At 53.8% G+C, this 16,647-nt stretch carries 16 protein-coding genes; 8 read left to right on the plus strand and 8 right to left on the minus strand.

Annotated features, from left to right (window positions below):
* Position 1 precedes the first annotated feature (1 nt).
* Positions 2–472, plus strand: coding sequence for a Mov34/MPN/PAD-1 family protein (locus K355_RS22765; protein WP_022730153.1), 471 nt, complete (start codon positions 2–4; stop codon positions 470–472).
* A gap of 26 nt (positions 473–498) precedes the next feature.
* Here K355_RS22765 and K355_RS0100530 read toward each other — a convergent pair whose 3' ends face one another.
* Together K355_RS0100530 and katG are read right to left on the minus strand one after the other, a co-directional pair.
* The gene (locus K355_RS0100530; RefSeq protein WP_147250381.1) at positions 499–774 is read right to left on the minus strand and encodes a hypothetical protein; all 276 of its coding nucleotides are present in this window, start codon (positions 772–774) and stop codon (positions 499–501) included.
* A gap of 270 nt (positions 775–1,044) precedes the next feature.
* A complete protein-coding gene (katG, locus tag K355_RS0100535; protein WP_022730155.1) occupies positions 1,045–3,228 on the minus strand; it encodes a catalase/peroxidase HPI in 2,184 nt (727 codons plus the stop codon).
* A gap of 526 nt (positions 3,229–3,754) precedes the next feature.
* On the opposite strand from katG, the gene K355_RS22770 reads away from it, so the two are divergent.
* From K355_RS22770 to K355_RS0100575, 7 genes are all read left to right on the plus strand, one after another.
* Positions 3,755–4,765 carry a cation diffusion facilitator family transporter gene (locus K355_RS22770; protein WP_022730156.1) on the plus strand — a complete coding sequence of 337 codons (1,011 nt, stop codon included), beginning with the start codon at positions 3,755–3,757 and terminating at the stop codon, positions 4,763–4,765.
* 101 nt (positions 4,766–4,866) lie between these two features.
* The gene (locus K355_RS0100545) at positions 4,867–5,808 is read left to right on the plus strand and encodes a 2-dehydro-3-deoxygalactonokinase (protein WP_022730157.1); all 942 of its coding nucleotides are present in this window, start codon (positions 4,867–4,869) and stop codon (positions 5,806–5,808) included.
* A gap of 98 nt (positions 5,809–5,906) precedes the next feature.
* Positions 5,907–6,569: a 2-dehydro-3-deoxy-6-phosphogalactonate aldolase gene (locus tag K355_RS0100555; protein ID WP_022730159.1), complete on the plus strand. Its 663-nt coding sequence runs from the start codon at positions 5,907–5,909 to the stop codon at positions 6,567–6,569.
* 199 nt (positions 6,570–6,768) lie between these two features.
* Positions 6,769–7,749 carry a helix-turn-helix domain-containing protein gene (locus K355_RS24910; protein WP_022730160.1) on the plus strand — a complete coding sequence of 327 codons (981 nt, stop codon included), beginning with the start codon at positions 6,769–6,771 and terminating at the stop codon, positions 7,747–7,749.
* A gap of 151 nt (positions 7,750–7,900) precedes the next feature.
* The gene (locus K355_RS0100565) at positions 7,901–8,680 is read left to right on the plus strand and encodes an SDR family oxidoreductase (RefSeq protein WP_022730161.1); all 780 of its coding nucleotides are present in this window, start codon (positions 7,901–7,903) and stop codon (positions 8,678–8,680) included.
* Positions 8,681–8,856: 176 nt separating this feature from the next.
* The gene (locus K355_RS0100570) at positions 8,857–9,129 is read left to right on the plus strand and encodes a GIY-YIG nuclease family protein (protein ID WP_022730162.1); all 273 of its coding nucleotides are present in this window, start codon (positions 8,857–8,859) and stop codon (positions 9,127–9,129) included.
* Positions 9,130–9,263: 134 nt separating this feature from the next.
* Complete coding sequence (locus K355_RS0100575; protein WP_022730163.1) at positions 9,264–9,611, plus strand: hypothetical protein; 348 nt, start codon at positions 9,264–9,266, stop codon at positions 9,609–9,611.
* A 73-nt stretch (positions 9,612–9,684) separates the two neighbouring features.
* Here the strand turns inward: K355_RS0100575 and K355_RS0100580 are convergent, their stop codons facing one another.
* The 6 genes from K355_RS0100580 to cysD all read right to left on the minus strand — a co-directional run bounded on the left by K355_RS0100580 (position 9,685) and on the right by cysD (position 16,560).
* Positions 9,685–10,788, minus strand: a complete 1,104-nt coding sequence (locus tag K355_RS0100580) for an ABC transporter substrate-binding protein (protein ID WP_022730164.1) — start codon at positions 10,786–10,788, stop codon at positions 9,685–9,687.
* Positions 10,789–10,951: 163 nt separating this feature from the next.
* Positions 10,952–11,587, minus strand: a complete 636-nt coding sequence (locus tag K355_RS0100585) for a CDP-alcohol phosphatidyltransferase family protein (protein WP_022730165.1) — start codon at positions 11,585–11,587, stop codon at positions 10,952–10,954.
* Positions 11,588–11,695: 108 nt separating this feature from the next.
* Positions 11,696–12,634, minus strand: a complete 939-nt coding sequence (locus K355_RS22780) for a glucosaminidase domain-containing protein (protein WP_022730166.1) — start codon at positions 12,632–12,634, stop codon at positions 11,696–11,698.
* A 220-nt stretch (positions 12,635–12,854) separates the two neighbouring features.
* The gene (locus K355_RS0100595; protein ID WP_022730167.1) at positions 12,855–13,565 is read right to left on the minus strand and encodes a GNAT family N-acetyltransferase; all 711 of its coding nucleotides are present in this window, start codon (positions 13,563–13,565) and stop codon (positions 12,855–12,857) included.
* A 182-nt stretch (positions 13,566–13,747) separates the two neighbouring features.
* Entirely contained in the window at positions 13,748–15,667 is a 1,920-nt protein-coding gene (gene cysN / locus K355_RS0100600; RefSeq protein WP_022730168.1) for a sulfate adenylyltransferase subunit CysN, read from the minus strand.
* A complete protein-coding gene (gene cysD, locus K355_RS0100605; protein ID WP_245562905.1) occupies positions 15,667–16,560 on the minus strand; it encodes a sulfate adenylyltransferase subunit CysD in 894 nt (297 codons plus the stop codon). Before cysD ends, cysN begins: the two co-directional genes overlap by 1 nt.
* Positions 16,561–16,647 lie beyond the last annotated feature (87 nt).

Here is a 16,647-nt window from a genome sequence, read left to right on the forward strand (position 1 = left end):
ATTGATTGTTTTTTTGGCTGGGAATGGAAATGAAACAATCCTGTTTTCTGATGAAGTTCTCGCGCATTTTGAGAAGTTTAGGCAGTATGGGCCAAAGCAACATGAGGCGGGCGGTCAGTTATTTGCAAATCTATCTGAGGGGCAAGTTCATGTGGCAAAAGCAACCGGTCCGAACGCAAATGATAAGAGAAACAGGTTTTCTTTTCTAATTGATAGATGGCAAGCGCGTACAGATATCATAAAACTGCATAAGCAAGGGCTACATTATGTTGGTGATTGGCACACCCATCCCGAGGCGTTTCCTAAACCATCGTCTGCAGATGTCGCTGCAATTTCCGATTTGGTTAAATCTTCTCGTCATAGTTTAGGAGGTTTCTTGATGGTCATTGTCGGGACGGCTGAGGGAACGGATGGTCTTTATGTTGGAATTTCAGACGGGATCGACGTTAAGAGAATTTTGCCAGACTATTAAGTTAGGTTTTGACGAGCTCAGGAACGCTAAGCGTTTGGTTGCGCGTTGAATACTGTTCCGGAAGCTGGAGTTTTCGCTCTGAATGCGACGTTGAAGCTACGCAAGTTATACTTATCCTTCAGTTCTTTCTGCCCTGCTCGAAATTCAACGCGCCAGACGTGTTTGTCGGTGTTCGTGGGGGGCGCGATCTCCCAGACTTTGAACCAGTAAGTTGTTTTCTTCTCTATCGCAGGCGTACGTTTGTTATAGATGATGACTTGGCGACCGGGCATTTTGCCAATCGGGATGGATTCCAGTTTCATGCCTCTGAAAATCGTGCTCGGATGATTGTATTTTTCGCTACTTGCGTTCTTTTCTCGCCAATAGCTAGTCGGGCTCATAAGTTGGTTAATTTATCCAGCAGCCCTTATTTGCAATAATCGTGGAAAGATTGCGAAATCAAATTTAAGTATTATTTTGGTTCCTAGTTTTCATCAGATACACAAAAAAACACCCCCAGCCATCCGACCAGGGGTGCTCCCATCTCAGAGCCCAAAAGCTCCAAAAATCCTCACTGCGTAGACAGCAAGCGATTAAGCCAAATCAAACCGATCCGCATTCATCACCTTGGTCCAAGCCGCGACAAAGTCTTTGACGAACTTCTCGTGGTTGTCATCCTGTGCATAGACCTCGGCATAAGACCGCAGGATCGAGTTTGAGCCAAACACCAGATCAACGCGGGTGGCGGTGAACTTGGTGGCACCAGATTTCCGATCAACGATGTTATAGAGGTTGTCGCCCACCGGTTTCCAGCTGTTGGCCATGTCGGTCAGATTGACAAAGAAGTCATTGGTCAATTTGCCCACCCGGTCGGTGAACACACCGTGTTTGGTGCCACCATGGTTGGTGCCAAGCACACGCATGCCGCCGACAAGCACGGTCATTTCAGGGGCTGCGAGGCCCAGAAGCTGCGTGCGGTCGAGCATCATTTCTTCCGGGCTGACGACATAGTCTTCCTTGACCCAGTTGCGGAAACCATCCGCCAAAGGCTCCATCGCGTCAAAGCTGTCGGCATCGGTTTGGTCATCGGTGGCGTCCCCGCGACCCGGTGCAAACGGCACAGAGATGGTGACACCGGCATCATGGGCGGCCTTTTCAACCGCCGCCGTGCCGCCAAGCACGATCAGATCGGCGATGCTGACTTTCTTGGCCAAACCAGACTGGATGCCTTCAAGGGTTTTAAGCACCTTGGCAAGGCGTGCCGGTTCATTACCCGCCCAATCCTTTTGCGGGGCCAAGCGAATGCGTGCGCCATTGGCGCCACCGCGCATGTCCGACCCACGATAGGTGCGCGCAGAATCCCACGCGGTTGCAATCAGCTCGGCCGAGGTCAGACCCGATGCCAGAAGTTTGGCCTTAAGGTCAGCAATTTCGGCATCACTCAGCGTGTAATCAACCGTCGGGATCGGGTCCTGCCAGATCAGGTCTTCTGCCGGAACATCCGGGCCGAGGTAACGGGCCTTCGGGCCGAGGTCACGGTGGGTCAGTTTGAACCACGCACGGGCAAAGGTGTCCGAAAAGTATGCCGGGTCCTTGATGAACTTTTGGCAAATGGCGTTATAGGTCGGATCGACCTTCATCGCCATGTCGGCATCGGTCATGATCGGCATGCATTTGATCGACGGGTCTTCGACATCGACCGGCATGTCTTCTTCTTTGATGTCGATGGGCATCCACTGCCATGCGCCTGCCGGGCTTTTTTTCAATTCCCATTCATAGCCGAACAGAAGATCAAACCAGCCCATATCCCACTCGGTCGGGTTTTTCGACCATGCGCCTTCGATGCCAGACACAACCGTGTCGCGGCCAATGCCACGGCCCTTGGTGTTCATCCAGCCCATGCCCTGTGCGGTGACGTCGGCGGCTTCTGGCTCTTCGCTCAGGTTCGCGGCATCGCCATTGCCATGGCATTTGCCAATGGTGTGACCACCGGCGGTCAGGGCAGCGGTTTCTTCGTCGTCCATTGCCATGCGGGCAAAGGTTTCGCGGACCTGCTCGGCGGTTTTGGCCGGGTCGGGCTGGCCATTCACCCCTTCGGGGTTGACGTAAATCAGGCCCATCTGAACAGCGGCCAGCGGGTTGGCCATGGTTGATGGGTTGGCAACATCGTCATAACGGCTGTCACTTGGTGCCAGCCATTCTTTTTCCGCACCCCAGTAAATATCCTTTTCCGGGTGCCAGATGTCTTCGCGGCCAAAGGCAAAGCCAAAGGTTTTAAGGCCTGCAACTTCATAGGCAATGGTGCCCGACAGAATAATCAAATCCGCCCAGGAGACCTTGTTGCCGTATTTCTTTTTGATCGGCCACAGAAGACGGCGGCCCTTATCGGTATTGACGTTATCGGGCCAGGAGTTAAGCGGCGCAAACCGCTGATTACCGGTACCACCACCGCCACGGCCATCGGCAAGGCGATAGGACCCGGCCGCATGCCATGCCACGCGGGCGAACATGCCGACATAGCTGCCCCAATCGGCTGGCCACCAATCCTGACTGTCTTTCATCAGCGCACGCAGATCGTTTTTAAGCGCTTCGACATCGAGTTTTTTGAGTTCTTCGGCGTAATTGAAGTCCTTGCCCAGCGGATTGACCTTGGTGTCATGCTGATGAAGGATGTCAAAATTCAGCGCATTGGGCCACCAATCGGTAACCGTGGTGCCCAGCGCGGTTTGACCACCGTGCATTACCGGACATTTGCCTGCTGTGTGTTTTCCGTCCATTTCTCTCTCCCGTCGTGGCTTGAGATGTTTTAAACAGCCTCTTGACCCATATCGTGCAGCCGTAAAAGCGATGCGGATTACCCTACGGCACCTTGTGGGGTACCGTATTGTATCGCCTTCTGGTTGGTGTCTCCCGAGATGTTTATGTGACCAAAACCATTGTGAATGCAGTTGTATTTCTACGCTAGGATTTCATCTTCAAAGGTAATGATCAACTCAGAGAGTGCAACAAGACAAGGCCCTTAAATTACGTTCTGACCGTTTTTGCCGTCAGAAACACAAAGGTACCGGTGGAGAATGGATAGGTAAAATAGTTATTTTTGTTATTTTCGATAGTTTCAGTCGATGATTTGCATGGTGGTGTTTGGTGTTGCCTGAGCCCCCGTGACTTTTGGCCCAAAGTGGGTAGACTGCGGGTAACGCCTTTGCCAGTCGGGCTTTTTTCATTTGGGCTTTTTTCATTTTCCATTGTGGCAGGTCGCCGGTTTTCGGCGTTACGCCACACAGAACGGATCGCGTATCAAGCATGTCTCATTCTTCCAAGGGTGCCATCTATATGGCGGCAGCGGCCAATCTTTTGATTGCTGTGGCCAAGTTTGGCGGGGCGGCGATTACCGGCTCGGCCGCGATGATGTCAGAAGGCATTCATTCACTGGTCGATACCGGCAATCAGGGGCTTTTGCTTTTGGGGCTTAAGCTCTCGGCCAAGGAGGCGGATGAAAAACACCCGTTTGGCTATGGCAAGGAAACCTATTTCTGGTCGTTCCTTGTGGCGGTGATGATTTTCGGGCTGGGGGCCGGTGTGTCGATCTGGGAAGGGGTGGATAAGGTGATCCATCCCCATGCGCTTGATGTGCATGTGGTAGCATCGTTTTTCGGGGTTGATATCCGCACCTATCACGTGGTGTTTTCGATCCTTGTGATTGCCATGGTGCTTGAGGGGGCGGCATTCCGCACCGCCTATCGGACCTTCCGCGCACAGCACCCCGATATACCGATCCTAAAGGCGGTCCACAGCAGCAAGGACCCGACCGTATTTGTCATACTATTTGAAGATTCTGCGGCCTTGCTGGGGCTGGTGGTGGCGTGCGTTGGTATTGCGGCGGCCTATGGTTTTGATATGCCCGTGCTTGATGGGCTGGCGTCTGTTGTGATCGGGATTATCTTGGCCGTTACCGCGTTCTTTTTGGCGGTTGAATGCAAGGGGCTTTTGATCGGCGAAAGTGCCAATGTGCCGAGCCGTAAAAAGATCGACAATATTGTCTCGGCCATTCCCGGTATTTTGCAGGTCAATGAGATCATCACGCTGCATCTTGGGCCGCAAAGCCTGATTGTCTGTATCAGTGTTGATTTTCGCGACAGGCTGACCTCGCCAGAGGTTGAAGCAGCCGTGTCGCGGCTTGAAATCGATATTCGCCGGGCGGTTCCCGAAGTATCCAAGGTGTTTATCGAGGCGCAAAACTGGCTGTCGCATCAGGACCTGCTTGATCAGGTGCGTGCGGCCAAGGAAACCCAAAATACGGGCCACCCGGCATAAAGCCGCCGGGGCGGATTGACCAAAGGTCTGGCAAATTGTATGAGGAATAAAATCAAGCAACGATATCACCGGGACAGAACAGGTAGGGAGCCGCGTCACCAATGGAACAAAAGACCTTGCCAAGCTGGATCGCGGTTGACTGGGGCACGTCCAACCTGCGGGTTTGGGCGATGGATGATAGCGCTAACATCCTTGCCACCCAAAGCAGCCCGCTTGGCATGAATGCGATTGCCGGTGACGAAAAACTGTCGTTCGAAGGGGTTTTGATCGACCTGATTGATCGGTGGTTGCCCACAGATGTGCCCGATGGGCAGGCGATCCCGGTGGTGATTTGCGGCATGGCCGGGGCCAAGCAGGGCTGGCGCGAAGCGCCGTACTGCGAAGTGCCAACGGCACCGGCTGATCTGGCGATGGGGGCTGTTCGCCCGGACGTTGCCGATCCGCGTATTTCGGTGTCCATTCTGCCCGGCCTGTGTCAGCGCGGCGATGCCGATGTGATGCGCGGCGAGGAAACCCAGCTTGTCGGCTTTATGGCGCTGCATCCTGATTTTTCCGGCTGGGTCTGTTTGCCCGGGACCCATTCAAAATGGGCGCGGTTGTCGAATGGTCAGATTACCGCGTTTCGCACCTATATGAGCGGCGAGGTCTTTGCTTTGTTGTCGCAAAATTCGATCCTGCGCCATTCGGTGGATGAGACGTGGGATGATGGGGCCTTTGCCGATGCGGTACTGGCCGCCAAGGCCCAACCCAGCGGGTTTCTCCATAGCCTGTTTACGGTGCGCGCCGGTGCCCTTGTTGCCAAGGACGGGGCGGTCGTGCCGCCGGGGGCGTCGGTTCTGTCCGGGGCTGTGATCGGGGCGGAAATTGCCGATGTGCTCGGCCTGCTTAAGGCGGGTGACGAGATCGCGCTGATCGGGGCGGGCAAGCTGGCATCGCTGTATCAGGCGGCCTTGCTGGTTCACCATCATAAGGCCATCCCGATGGATGGGGCGGCGATTACGCTGGCCGGGTTGACCCGTGCGCACCGCGTTGTCATCGGATAAGCCGTTATTACCAGGTCGCGATGACCAGATACGGGCTCAAAAGGGCCTGAAACAGAATTACAGCCCGGTTGACGGGCGTTACATACAGGATGACAGACATGGCATATCCGACATCGGTCAATGATCAGATCACCGACGCAGCAACGCCAAACGGCCATCGCAAACTGATTGCGATCCTGCGCGGCGTGACACCAGACGAGGCGGCGGATATGGCGCGCGCACTGGTTGCCGCCGGGATCACCATGATCGAGGTGCCGCTGAATTCGCCAGAACCCCTTAAAAGCATTGCCCTGATGAAACAGGCGGTTGGCGATGCGGCCCTGATCGGGGCCGGGACGGTTTTGACCGCCGAAGATGTGGCCGCTGTGAAGGCCGCCACGGGGGAGTTCATTGTCTCGCCCAATTGCGATACCGACGTGATCAAAAAGACCAAGGAACTCGGCATGGGATCATGGCCGGGCGTTTTGACCCCGACCGAATGCTTTGCCGCGATCAAGGCCGGGGCCGATGGGCTTAAGATTTTCCCCGCCAGCATCATTGGCGCGGATGGCATCAAGGCAATGCGCGCGGTTTTGCCCGCAACCATGCCGGTCTATGCGGTCGGCGGTGTTGGCACAGATGATTTTGGTACCTATGCCAAGGCGGGCTGTGACGGATTTGGCCTTGGATCAGGCATCTTTAAACCCGGCATGACGGTCGATGATGTGTCCAGGGCGGCTGTTGCCTATGTCGCGGCCCATGACGCGGTGTTTGGCGCCTGAGGACCAATGCGTTTATCTCTGGATTTAAATGAGGGGCGTTTCGGTCAATCACCGACTGTATTTAATTGCTTGTAACTGTGGTTGGGATGTAGGAAATTAGCAGCGTTCCTGTTGACGGAAAAAATTCCAGCATGTGACATCAAATGCATCAACCGGATCCACTCTTTGGGGGAGGAGTGTCTTTTCCGGGGAAACAACAGTGAGCTATCTTCTCAATCATCAGGTGTTTGCATCACAAGACCTGCATCAAGCCCGTGATGTTTTGTCCCATCTGAACAGTATTGACGCCCTTGATGTGATCGGTACGAACCGTGACGTGGATGTTGCCATCCATTTTGCAGAGCTTGCAGATATTGGGCTGATATATGCGTCATTTGGCACCGGGCGCATTCATATCAAAACACCTTCTATTGACGAAGAAGACCTGTTTTTCATGTTTGTGACTGGCGGTTCTGCACAGGTACGCCATGGGGAGCATGAATGCAATATTTCGCCTGACCTTGGGCTGATCCGCAATATGCGTGTGCCGTTGTCCGCGACTGAGGACAACTTTTCGACACTTGGGACGCAATTGTCGATTTCTGTGCTGCGGGCACATGCGCAAGCCTTGACGGGACAAGATATCATCCACAATGATTTGGTTTTTGGTCCAGAACTTGACTTGAAACGACCCGAAACGCAGCACGTCCGCAATACGCTGCAATATGTGGCAAATGCACTGGATGGGCCGCTCACACAGTTTGATAACTCCCAGATCCGCTCCGAATTGCGTGATATGCTTTTGACCAATATCTTGATGTTGCTGCCAAATTCATATTCAGACGTGCTCAATGGCAAGCCCGCAGGAGTGGCGATGCCCCATTACGTCAAACGCGCGCGGGACTATATTCACGCCCATGCGGCGCAATCTATTGGTCTGCAAGAACTTGTGGCATATGCGGGCTGCAGTTATCGCACCTTGCAATCAGCATTCGGAGAGGCATTCGGCATGGCCCCGATGGCCTATGCACGAATAGTGCGCTTGACCGGGGCGCATAATGACCTTCTGACTGCCCAACAAGGCGATACTGTTGCAACCATCGCCCGTAAATGGGGGTTCGGGCATGTTGGCCGGTTTTCCGGGATGTATGCGCGCCAATTCGGTGTTGTTCCATCCGAAACCCTGCGCCGACGTTTGTGAAGTATCGGCTGTCTGGTTCCGCGGCCATTTCGATCTTGCTGTACCGTGTTTTCGGGGATAAACGCACTTTGTCATGAACGGCGTTTGACCCGGCGATCAAGTGCGGGCTAAATTCCTGCCATTGTAAGAATTCCAAAAATGGGAGGATCCATTGGATCTGGGAATTAAGGGCCGTAAGGCGATTGTATGTGCTTCGTCCAAGGGACTAGGTCGTGGTTGTGCGATCAAGCTGGCAGAGGCCGGTGTTGATCTGATCCTTAATGCGCGGTCCGAAGGGCCGTTGAATGAAACGGCGGAATATATCCGTGATACCTATGGCGTAAAGGTCACGACGGTTGCCTGCGACATCACCACCGAAGAAGGCCGCAACAAGGTTCTGGCCGCCGTTGATGCACCCGATATTCTGGTCAATAATGCCGGTGGTCCGCCCCCCGGTATCTGGTCCGATTGGGGACAGGCCGAGTGGGAAGCTGCGGTTCAGTCAAACATGCTGACCCCGATCTTGCTGGCCACAGCAGTCCTTCCGGGCATGATTTCGCGCCAGTGGGGCCGGATTGTCAACATCACGTCAGGGTCGGTTAAATCGCCAATTCCGCATCTGGGTCTGTCGAACGGTGCACGTGCCGGGTTAACCGGTTTTGTCGCCGGGACGGCCCGCCAGGTCGCCAAGGATGGGGTGATCATGAACAACCTTTTGCCCGGTCAGCATGACACCGATCGCATTAATGCCCTGATGACCAACAAATCGAAAAATGAAGGCATCAGCCTTGAAGACGCACGAACCAAAACACAGGCTGGTCTTCCGACCGGGCGTTTTGGTGATCCGCTTGATTTCGGGGCGACCTGTGCCTTTATGTGCAGCGAACATGCGAAATTCATGGTCGGGCAGAATGTGTTGCTGGACGGCGGGGCCTTCAATTCCACCCTTTAGGTGTATTGATCTTCGCTTCGTAGCGGTCTGCAAATGGCCGCTTTCTGTGCTTCCAGTGCTCACGTACGTTACGTACGCTTAAGCGCCGGTTCTCGAAAGCGGCCATTTTCGACACACTACAAAACGAACCTCAACACACCTAACGCTGATGATTTCGATGTGCTTGGGATCGGCAGATGGCATCCTTTACCTTTGTCTATGTGCTGCGCGAGGTGGGATTTGATCCGGCATCAAGTCGTGGCAAACTGCCGCGTACCTATGTCGGGTGGTCCACCGATGTTGCGGTCCGCCTTGCGACGCACAACAGCGGCAAGGGGGCGAAAACCACGCGGGGTCGACAATGGGACCTTGTGTATGTTGAACGCTTCAGGACCTTTGGTCAGGCGATGAGCCGCGAATGGCATCTCAAGCGCGATCGCAAGCTGCGCAAGATGTTGGCGGGTGGATAAAGTCACTGGCTTTATCTCGGTATTTTTGACAGGAACTTTGACAGGACCGTTGTTGAAAACAGGGCTTGCATCATCGCGCCAAGTAACAGATATCTGCTTGCAAATATGTTTTAAAACCGGGGTGACACCAGATCATGGCAATCGTTCGCAAAAATCCACTTAAACTCAATAAACTGCAGCTCCGCACGCTTGTGCTGGCACAGATCGTCGCACGCGATGAAAATTCCGGTCAGATCGACGCGGCAACTGGCGAAGGCACGCTGTTGCGTGTGCCTCATGCGCATGGTGATCATGTCCATGTCGGGCAGTTCACCGTTGCCGCACGCGATGCCAGTGGCTTTGATAACCCCGCCGTCTGGGTTGTGCTGACCCGTAAAGGTCTGGTCAAGGAAGGCTATCCGGGCAGCATCGTTCTGACCAAGGACGGCATGGAATATGATACCGGCCTTGGCGATCATTTCCTTGAAGAAAGCGATCACTAAAACAACACACGTTTAAGCCTGAACGACAAAGCCCCGCATGTGCGGGGCTTTTTGTTGGGCTTTGATGGAAAAGTTACTTTTGGTGAATGAACTTTCCATCGCGAATGGTCACGAAATAAATGTCCCGGTTGCCATCGCCGAACTGGTCAAACATTAGTTCCTGATTAAGGCCAGGGTGCGGTGGCATGGTCACCAACGCATCAGAAAGGCGTTGATCGGGATGTTTGGTTTTGAGCGCCGCAAACAGCACGGTCGCCGCATCATACGTTAAAACCGCAGTATATCCAGGGTGCTCATCAAACATTGCGGTATAATCCGCAACGAATTTCTGAAAACGTGGATTTGAGTCATAGCGATCATAGGCCTGAACAAGTTCCATGCCCTCGACGGCATCCCCGCCCATATCAATCAGTGTTTCCGATCCGGCCCATTCGGCCGCAGACAGCGCAATATCATCGGAAATCTTGCGGATTTCCTTGGATAAACGCGCACTGTCAGCACCATTGGTAATCAAAATGATGCCATCGGGGTTCTCGGCCAGAAGCTTTTGGGCAATGCCGGAAAGCGGTGTGTCATCGACATTGATCCAGACCTTGGAAACAACCCGGCCATTAAGCGCGTCAAATTCCAGCAGAAATTCGTGGTACCAGCTTTCGGTGAAGGCTTCGTTCTCACCGTCAAGCGCGATGGAAATGCGTTTGCGATCATGATCAATATTGTGACGCGCATAGGCACGCGCATTCTGAGTAGTGGTCGAATTCATGCGAAACAGATTGTCACGAAAACCCGCGAATTCAGCCGCCGATACAGTCGGCGAGATCGTGACGATGTTAAGCTCGTTAATCACCGGCAGCATGGCCATCCCGATGGAGCTTATGATCGGGCCGACGATGGCATCAACACCAAGTTCCTTGAATTCCCGGACATGTTGTTGGGCGACATCAGGGCTTTTTTTATCGTCGCGCGGGATGATTTCGATCATCCGGTCGTTGATGCCCCCCGCAGTGTTGATTTGTTGAGCGGCAAGTTTCAACGCATTAAGCGATGCGGTCCCGGTGTCTTCGCCCGCGCCGGATAATTCGGCAATAAACCCGATTTTAACCGGCCCGGATTGATCGCAGGACGCTACGAAAAAACAGCCGATAAACACAGTAAACAGACTTCTGATAAACGTCATTCGGCGCCTTGCCTTATTGATTGATTGTTGCTTTTGTCATCATCAGGAAACGGGTTTTGTCAGACGCACTAAGTTTGAGCGGGCAGGCAGATATCTTTGGATATGGCGTTGCGGCGGCTGTGCTTCAACGGGGATGTGATGTGAAATTAATAGGTCCTTGACCCTACCCAAAGTCGCGCCGGGCTTGTAAAACACGGCCAAAGGTCGTCATCAGGCAAAGTGCGCCAAAGACCGCCGCAATTTGGGGAAACCATTTCGGAAAAGCACACATCAGACACAGAACAAAAATGGTTTCACTGCCTTCGGTAATGCCGGTCAGATAATAGAAACTCTTCTTTCCCTGTTTGTCGTGATTGCGATCCTGTTTGGCGGCAACGATGGCATAGGCCAGAAAACTTGATCCGGTGCCAACGAAGCAGAAAATCAGGAAGGCCGCCATCAACGCATGCTCAGGCCGCCCGATGGCAAAGGCCAAAACGATCCCGGAATAAAACAGAAAATCGGCAACGATATCGTAATAGCCGCCAAGATCACTTTCCTGACTTTTGGCCCCCGGATGGCGCGACCGGGGCGCTGCGTTGCGGGCAACCGCCCCATCCAGACCATCCATGATCCGGCTGGCAAGGATCAGGCCAAGGGCGACGTAATCAAGCTGAAGGGTAAGTGCACCGGCAGCAAGCAGGCCGAGGAAAAAGCCAAACCCGGTGATGACGTTTGGCGTAATACCAGTTCCCGAAAGGGTTCTGGCAACCGCATTAAGCGGCCTATCAATCAGCGGGCGCAGGCGGGCATCAAACATAAGCGGATCATCCGGTTAAACCATTGCGGCGGCAACTATATGCCGAACGTCCGATAAATGAAAATCACCAGATTACAAATCCATCAATAGACATGCGGGCGTCCCGGTTTACTGGCCCGCCGGGATCAGATTGTAATAGGGGCTATCTTCCAAAACAGCTTCATCAACCTGAATGAGCTTATTTTGGCGAATGACGGCCTGGACTTCCTTGACATACACCTCGCCGCGTTCGGAATAGCGGATCAGGGTTTCGGCCAGTGCCATGCCCGACAGCGGCTTGCTTTCCGCGATCATCTTGGCACGCAATGTGCGGAACTCTTTATAAGCCGATCCGGTGTTGAGGTTCATCATATAGGCGCGTACTGACCCAAAGGGTGTTTTGAACGCGGCGATTTTATAATCGCCCAGATGGCTGCGTTGTTCTTCGGGCGTGATGCCTTCCCCGTCATAGGTCCACTGCCCGAACAGCGCATTGCCATGGGCGGCAAACCGCGATGTGCCCCAGCCACTTTCAATCGCCATCTGCGCCATGGCAAGCGATGCCGGAACGGGGCCGATACGGTTTTCAAGTTCGGCTATGGTCGCCGGGTCGTCCGGGGCGGAGGAAATGCGATACTGGCTGGCGAGCTCGCCAATGACAGCGCTATCATTGTTGGAAATGGCGTCTTTCAGGGCTTTTTGCTGAAAGGCGATTTCTTCATTTGCCAGCAATGTCAAAGGTCCAAGCGTGCGGAAGAAAACGCGCTTTTTGGCCGCGACTGTCAGTTGATCGGCAATGTCATCGCGCCATGCCTCTGGGATGGTTTGCAAAAACAGGCGCGGAATGGTGCGCTCCCCGGCGTCCCAGCTTTCCGGCGTGTATCCAAGATCGTTATAGAAACTGTCAAGCTGTTCATAGCCGTGGAGTTCCACACGGATGATATCCGTCGGCGCAGGAACGGGCAGGGTAAGATCGGCGTGGGCAAGCTTTGCACCGCCGGCTGCGATACAGGTCGCAAGGATGGCAGCACTTCCACATTTACGCATGACGGTGTGATACTTCAACATGCCGCGTCTCCTGCTTTCGATGTGTCGTCCAAAGGTGTTTGAAACAAACATACCACTTGGCCACCGGTCGGGTCGATTAATTCCCAAGGGTGGCGGGTATTTGTCATATTCGGCGAAGGAGATGGGCCACGCAAATAGCAGGAGCGTCACCCACATCAGGTTGCAGAAGCGCTTAACCTTGAATGATCTGGGTGACGATGGCGTGCAGGCAGGACACGGGTTACCGGCGCAGGTCTTGCAGACGCTGGCGCTGCGCGCCGTTTTCATCGAAGTTATCGGGTGACATCCATGCCTCAAAACCGGCACGGATGGCCGGCCATTCTTCGGCTGTGATCGAAAACCATGCGGTGTCGCGATTTCGGCCCTTATAGACCATGTGGTTTCGGAATGTGCCCTCATAGGTAAAGCCATAGCGCGCCGCCGCCGCCCGTGACGGGGCGTTCTGATCATCGCATTTCCATTCATAACGCCGATACCCCAGCTCATCAAAGGCACGCTTCATCATCAGATACATCGCCTCTGTCCCGCCGATGGTCTTTGATAGGGCCGGGGCATAGTTGATATTGCCAACCTCAACCACGCCATTGGCGGCATCAATCCGCATGAACGCAGCAACCCCGACGGCGCGGTTTGTCGTCTTGTCGATGATGGCATGCAATATTGGATCTGCATTGGCAGTCATGCCGTCAAGCCAAGCCTTATACGCGGCAAAATCGTCAAACGCATTGGTCGGAAGATAGGTAAAACGCGATCCATCCGTAGCCTTGCTGTTGGCATCAAAGAGCTGCTGAGCATCACGGGCAACATCAAGCGGGCTGACTATCACGTGGCGTCCGGTCATGTCGGTCCGCGGCGGCAGGGCACAGCCCGCCCAGTTGTCAATCGGCTGGCCAACGGGTTTACCAAAGTCATCTTTGTGGGGCGCGGTCATCGGGGAAGTGTCCTGTGTGTGCTAATCAAGGGGCCAGCATGGCCAAAACTGGCCCTATATAAAAGAGCCAGTTTTGCAAAATGAATGGGGCCAATCTTGTGGGGGCGCACCAACAGAAAACCCGGCATTCGAAAATGCCGGGTTTTTTGACGTTGGATCTGATCAGCGATCAGATCGAAAGATCAGATATCGGGATACCACGCACCCAGAACGCCGAATTCTTCGAGTTTGGCAACGATGATCTCAGCAGCCTGTTCGGCACTTTGATCCGCCGTGCTTACTACGATCTCAGCATTCTCCGGCTTTTCATACGGGCTGTCGATACCGGTAAAGTTGGCGATTTCGCCCGCACGGGCCTTTTTATAAAGGCCCTTCACATCACGCTGTTCACACACCTCAAGCGGGGTGTCGATAAAGACTTCGATAAACTCGCCGTCTTCGAGCAGGCTGCGTGCCAACTGACGTTCGCTTTTGAACGGTGAGATAAAGGACACCAGCGTAATCACGCCCGCATCAACAAACAGCTTGGCCGTTTCGCCAACACGGCGGATGTTTTCCACCCGGTCCGCATCGGTAAAGCCAAGGTCCTTGTTAAGACCATGGCGGACATTGTCGCCATCAAGGGCATAGGTATGCTTGCCCATGGCATGGAGCTTTTTCTCCACCATGTTGGCAACGGTTGATTTACCTGCACCCGACAGACCCGTGAACCACAGAACGGCCGATTTCTGGCCTTTCTGATAGGCACGCGCCTGTTTGTTGATGTCCATTTCCTGCCATTTGATGTTGGTCGCACGACGCAGCGAATGGTTGACCATGCCCGCACCAACAGTCGCATTGGTGAAGCGGTCAATAATGATGAAACGCCCGGAATGACGGTTGTCGTCATAGGGGTCAAAGGCCAGTGCCTTATCGGCCGAAATATTGGCAATCCCGACTTCATTGAGCTCAAGCGTCTTGCCCGCCATATGTTCGAGCGTATTGACATTGACCTTGTATTTAAGGTCGCTGATCTGCGCATTGGTGACCTGTGCGCCCATCTTGATCAGATAGGGACGACCGGGCAGCAAATGATCATCATGCATCCAGATGATGCGTGCTTCGAACTGATCGGCAAATTCCGGTTTGGCGTCGGCTTGGGCCAAAACATCGCCGCGCGAAATGTCGATTTCGTCGGCAAGGGTCAGGGTCACGGCCTGACCGGCAATGGCCTCATTAAGATTGCCGTCAAAGGTCACGATCTCCTTGACCGTGCTGGTCTGACCCGATGCGGTGACAATAATTTCATCGCCCGGTTTGATCGTGCCCGATGCAACGGTGCCCGAAAAGCCCCGGAAATCAAGGTTGGGACGGTTGACCCACTGAACTGGCAGGCGGAATGGCTTTTCAATCGCATCCTGTTCGACCTGAACGGTTTCAAGGTGTGCCAGCAACGTCGGACCGGAATACCACGGGGTGTTCGGGCTGGCCTCGATCATGTTATCGCCGCGAAGGGCTGATAACGGAATGGCGGTGATGGAGGCATAGCCAAGGTCTTTGGCAAATTCCTGATACTCGGCAACAATACGATCAAACGTCGCCTGATCATAATCGACCAGATCCATCTTGTTGACCGCCAGCACCACATGCTTGATGCCAAGCAACGAGGTGATAAAGCTGTGACGGCGCGTCTGGGTCAAAATGCCCTTACGCGCATCAATAAGGATCACCGCGACATCGGCGGTCGAGGCTCCGGTTGCCATATTGCGGGTATATTGTTCATGGCCCGGCGTATCGGCGACAATGAATTTGCGCTTGTCGGTCGAGAAAAAGCGATAAGCCACATCAATGGTGATGCCCTGTTCGCGTTCGGCCTGCAACCCGTCAAGCAGCAGCGCAAAATCAATCTCGCCGCCCTGCGTGCCGACCTTGCGGCTATCGGATTCAAGGGCCGCCAACTGATCTTCAAAGATCATCTTGGAATCCCAAAGCAGACGGCCAATCAGGGTTGATTTGCCATCATCGACACTGCCGCAGGTGATGAAGCGCAGCAGGCTTTTTTCTTCCTGAGATTTCAGGTAGCCGAGAATGTCATCGGCAATCAGGTCGGATTGATGCGCCATTAGAAATACCCTTCCTGCTTCTTCTTCTCCATCGACCCGGCTTCGTCATGGTCAATCATGCGACCTTGACGTTCGCTGGATCGGGTCAGCAGCATTTCCTGAATAATATCGGGAAGTGTCGTGGCTTCTGACTCAACAGCGCCGGTCAGTGGATAGCAACCCAATGTGCGGAACCGAACCGATTTCATTTCGGGTTTTTCACCGGCACGAAGCGGCATGCGGTCGTCATCAACCATGATCAGCGTGCCATCCCGCTCAACCACCGGCCGTTTGGCCGAATAATACAGCGGCACAATCGGGATTTGCTCCAGATAGATATATTGCCAGATATCAAGCTCGGTCCAGTTCGAGATCGGGAACGCACGAATGCTTTCCCCCTTGTTGATTCGGGCGTTATAGATATCCCACAATTCCGGGCGCTGATTTTTCGGATCCCAGCGATGGGTTTCGGTGCGGAAAGAAAACACACGTTCCTTCGCACGTGCTTTTTCCTCATCCCGGCGTGCCCCGCCAAAGGCCGCATCGAACTTGTATTTGTTCAGCGCCTGTTTCAGCGATTGGGTTTTCATGACATCGGTATGCAGGCTGGACCCATGGGTGAACGGGCCAATGCCCTGATCAACACCGTCCTGATTGATATGCACAATCAGCTCAAAGCCGTATTCCGCCGCGACTTTGTCGCGAAATTCGATCATCTCGCGGAATTTCCACGTGGTATCGACATGCATCAACGGAAAGGGCGGCGGGGCCGGGTAAAAGGCCTTGCGCGCCAGATGCAGCAAAACCGATGAATCCTTGCCGATGGAATAAAGCATCACCGGGCGTTCAAACGATGCTGCCACCTCACGGATGATATGAATACTCTCAGCCTCAAGCTGGCGGAGATGGGTCAGATTAGGCTGCATTCTCTTTCCTGACGATTAATCAACACAAATTTATGTGTTTATAATTGTATTTCACTTAGCTTTGATGGGTAATAT

This window comes from Thalassospira lucentensis MCCC 1A00383 = DSM 14000 (assembly GCF_000421265.1).
GTDB classification, from domain to species: Bacteria; Pseudomonadota; Alphaproteobacteria; order Rhodospirillales; family Thalassospiraceae; genus Thalassospira; species Thalassospira lucentensis.

Coding starts and splice junctions, on each gene's coding strand:
- K355_RS0100530 (WP_147250381.1), bottom strand. CDS start 774: ATGAAACTGGAATCCATCCCGATTGGCAAAATGCCCGGTCGCCAAGTC.
- K355_RS0100595 (WP_022730167.1), bottom strand. CDS start 13,565: ATGACCGCGCCCCACAAAGATGACTTTGGTAAACCCGTTGGCCAGCCG.
- K355_RS22780 (WP_022730166.1), bottom strand. CDS start 12,634: ATGTTGAAGTATCACACCGTCATGCGTAAATGTGGAAGTGCTGCCATC.
- K355_RS0100570 (WP_022730162.1), top strand. CDS start 8,857: ATGGCATCCTTTACCTTTGTCTATGTGCTGCGCGAGGTGGGATTTGAT.
- K355_RS0100585 (WP_022730165.1), bottom strand. CDS start 11,587: ATGTTTGATGCCCGCCTGCGCCCGCTGATTGATAGGCCGCTTAATGCG.
- K355_RS0100575 (WP_022730163.1), top strand. CDS start 9,264: ATGGCAATCGTTCGCAAAAATCCACTTAAACTCAATAAACTGCAGCTC.
- K355_RS0100545 (WP_022730157.1), top strand. CDS start 4,867: ATGGAACAAAAGACCTTGCCAAGCTGGATCGCGGTTGACTGGGGCACG.
- cysN (WP_022730168.1), bottom strand. CDS start 15,667: ATGGCGCATCAATCCGACCTGATTGCCGATGACATTCTCGGCTACCTG.
- K355_RS22770 (WP_022730156.1), top strand. CDS start 3,755: ATGTCTCATTCTTCCAAGGGTGCCATCTATATGGCGGCAGCGGCCAAT.
- K355_RS0100555 (WP_022730159.1), top strand. CDS start 5,907: ATGGCATATCCGACATCGGTCAATGATCAGATCACCGACGCAGCAACG.
- K355_RS0100580 (WP_022730164.1), bottom strand. CDS start 10,788: ATGACGTTTATCAGAAGTCTGTTTACTGTGTTTATCGGCTGTTTTTTC.
- katG (WP_022730155.1), bottom strand. CDS start 3,228: ATGGACGGAAAACACACAGCAGGCAAATGTCCGGTAATGCACGGTGGT.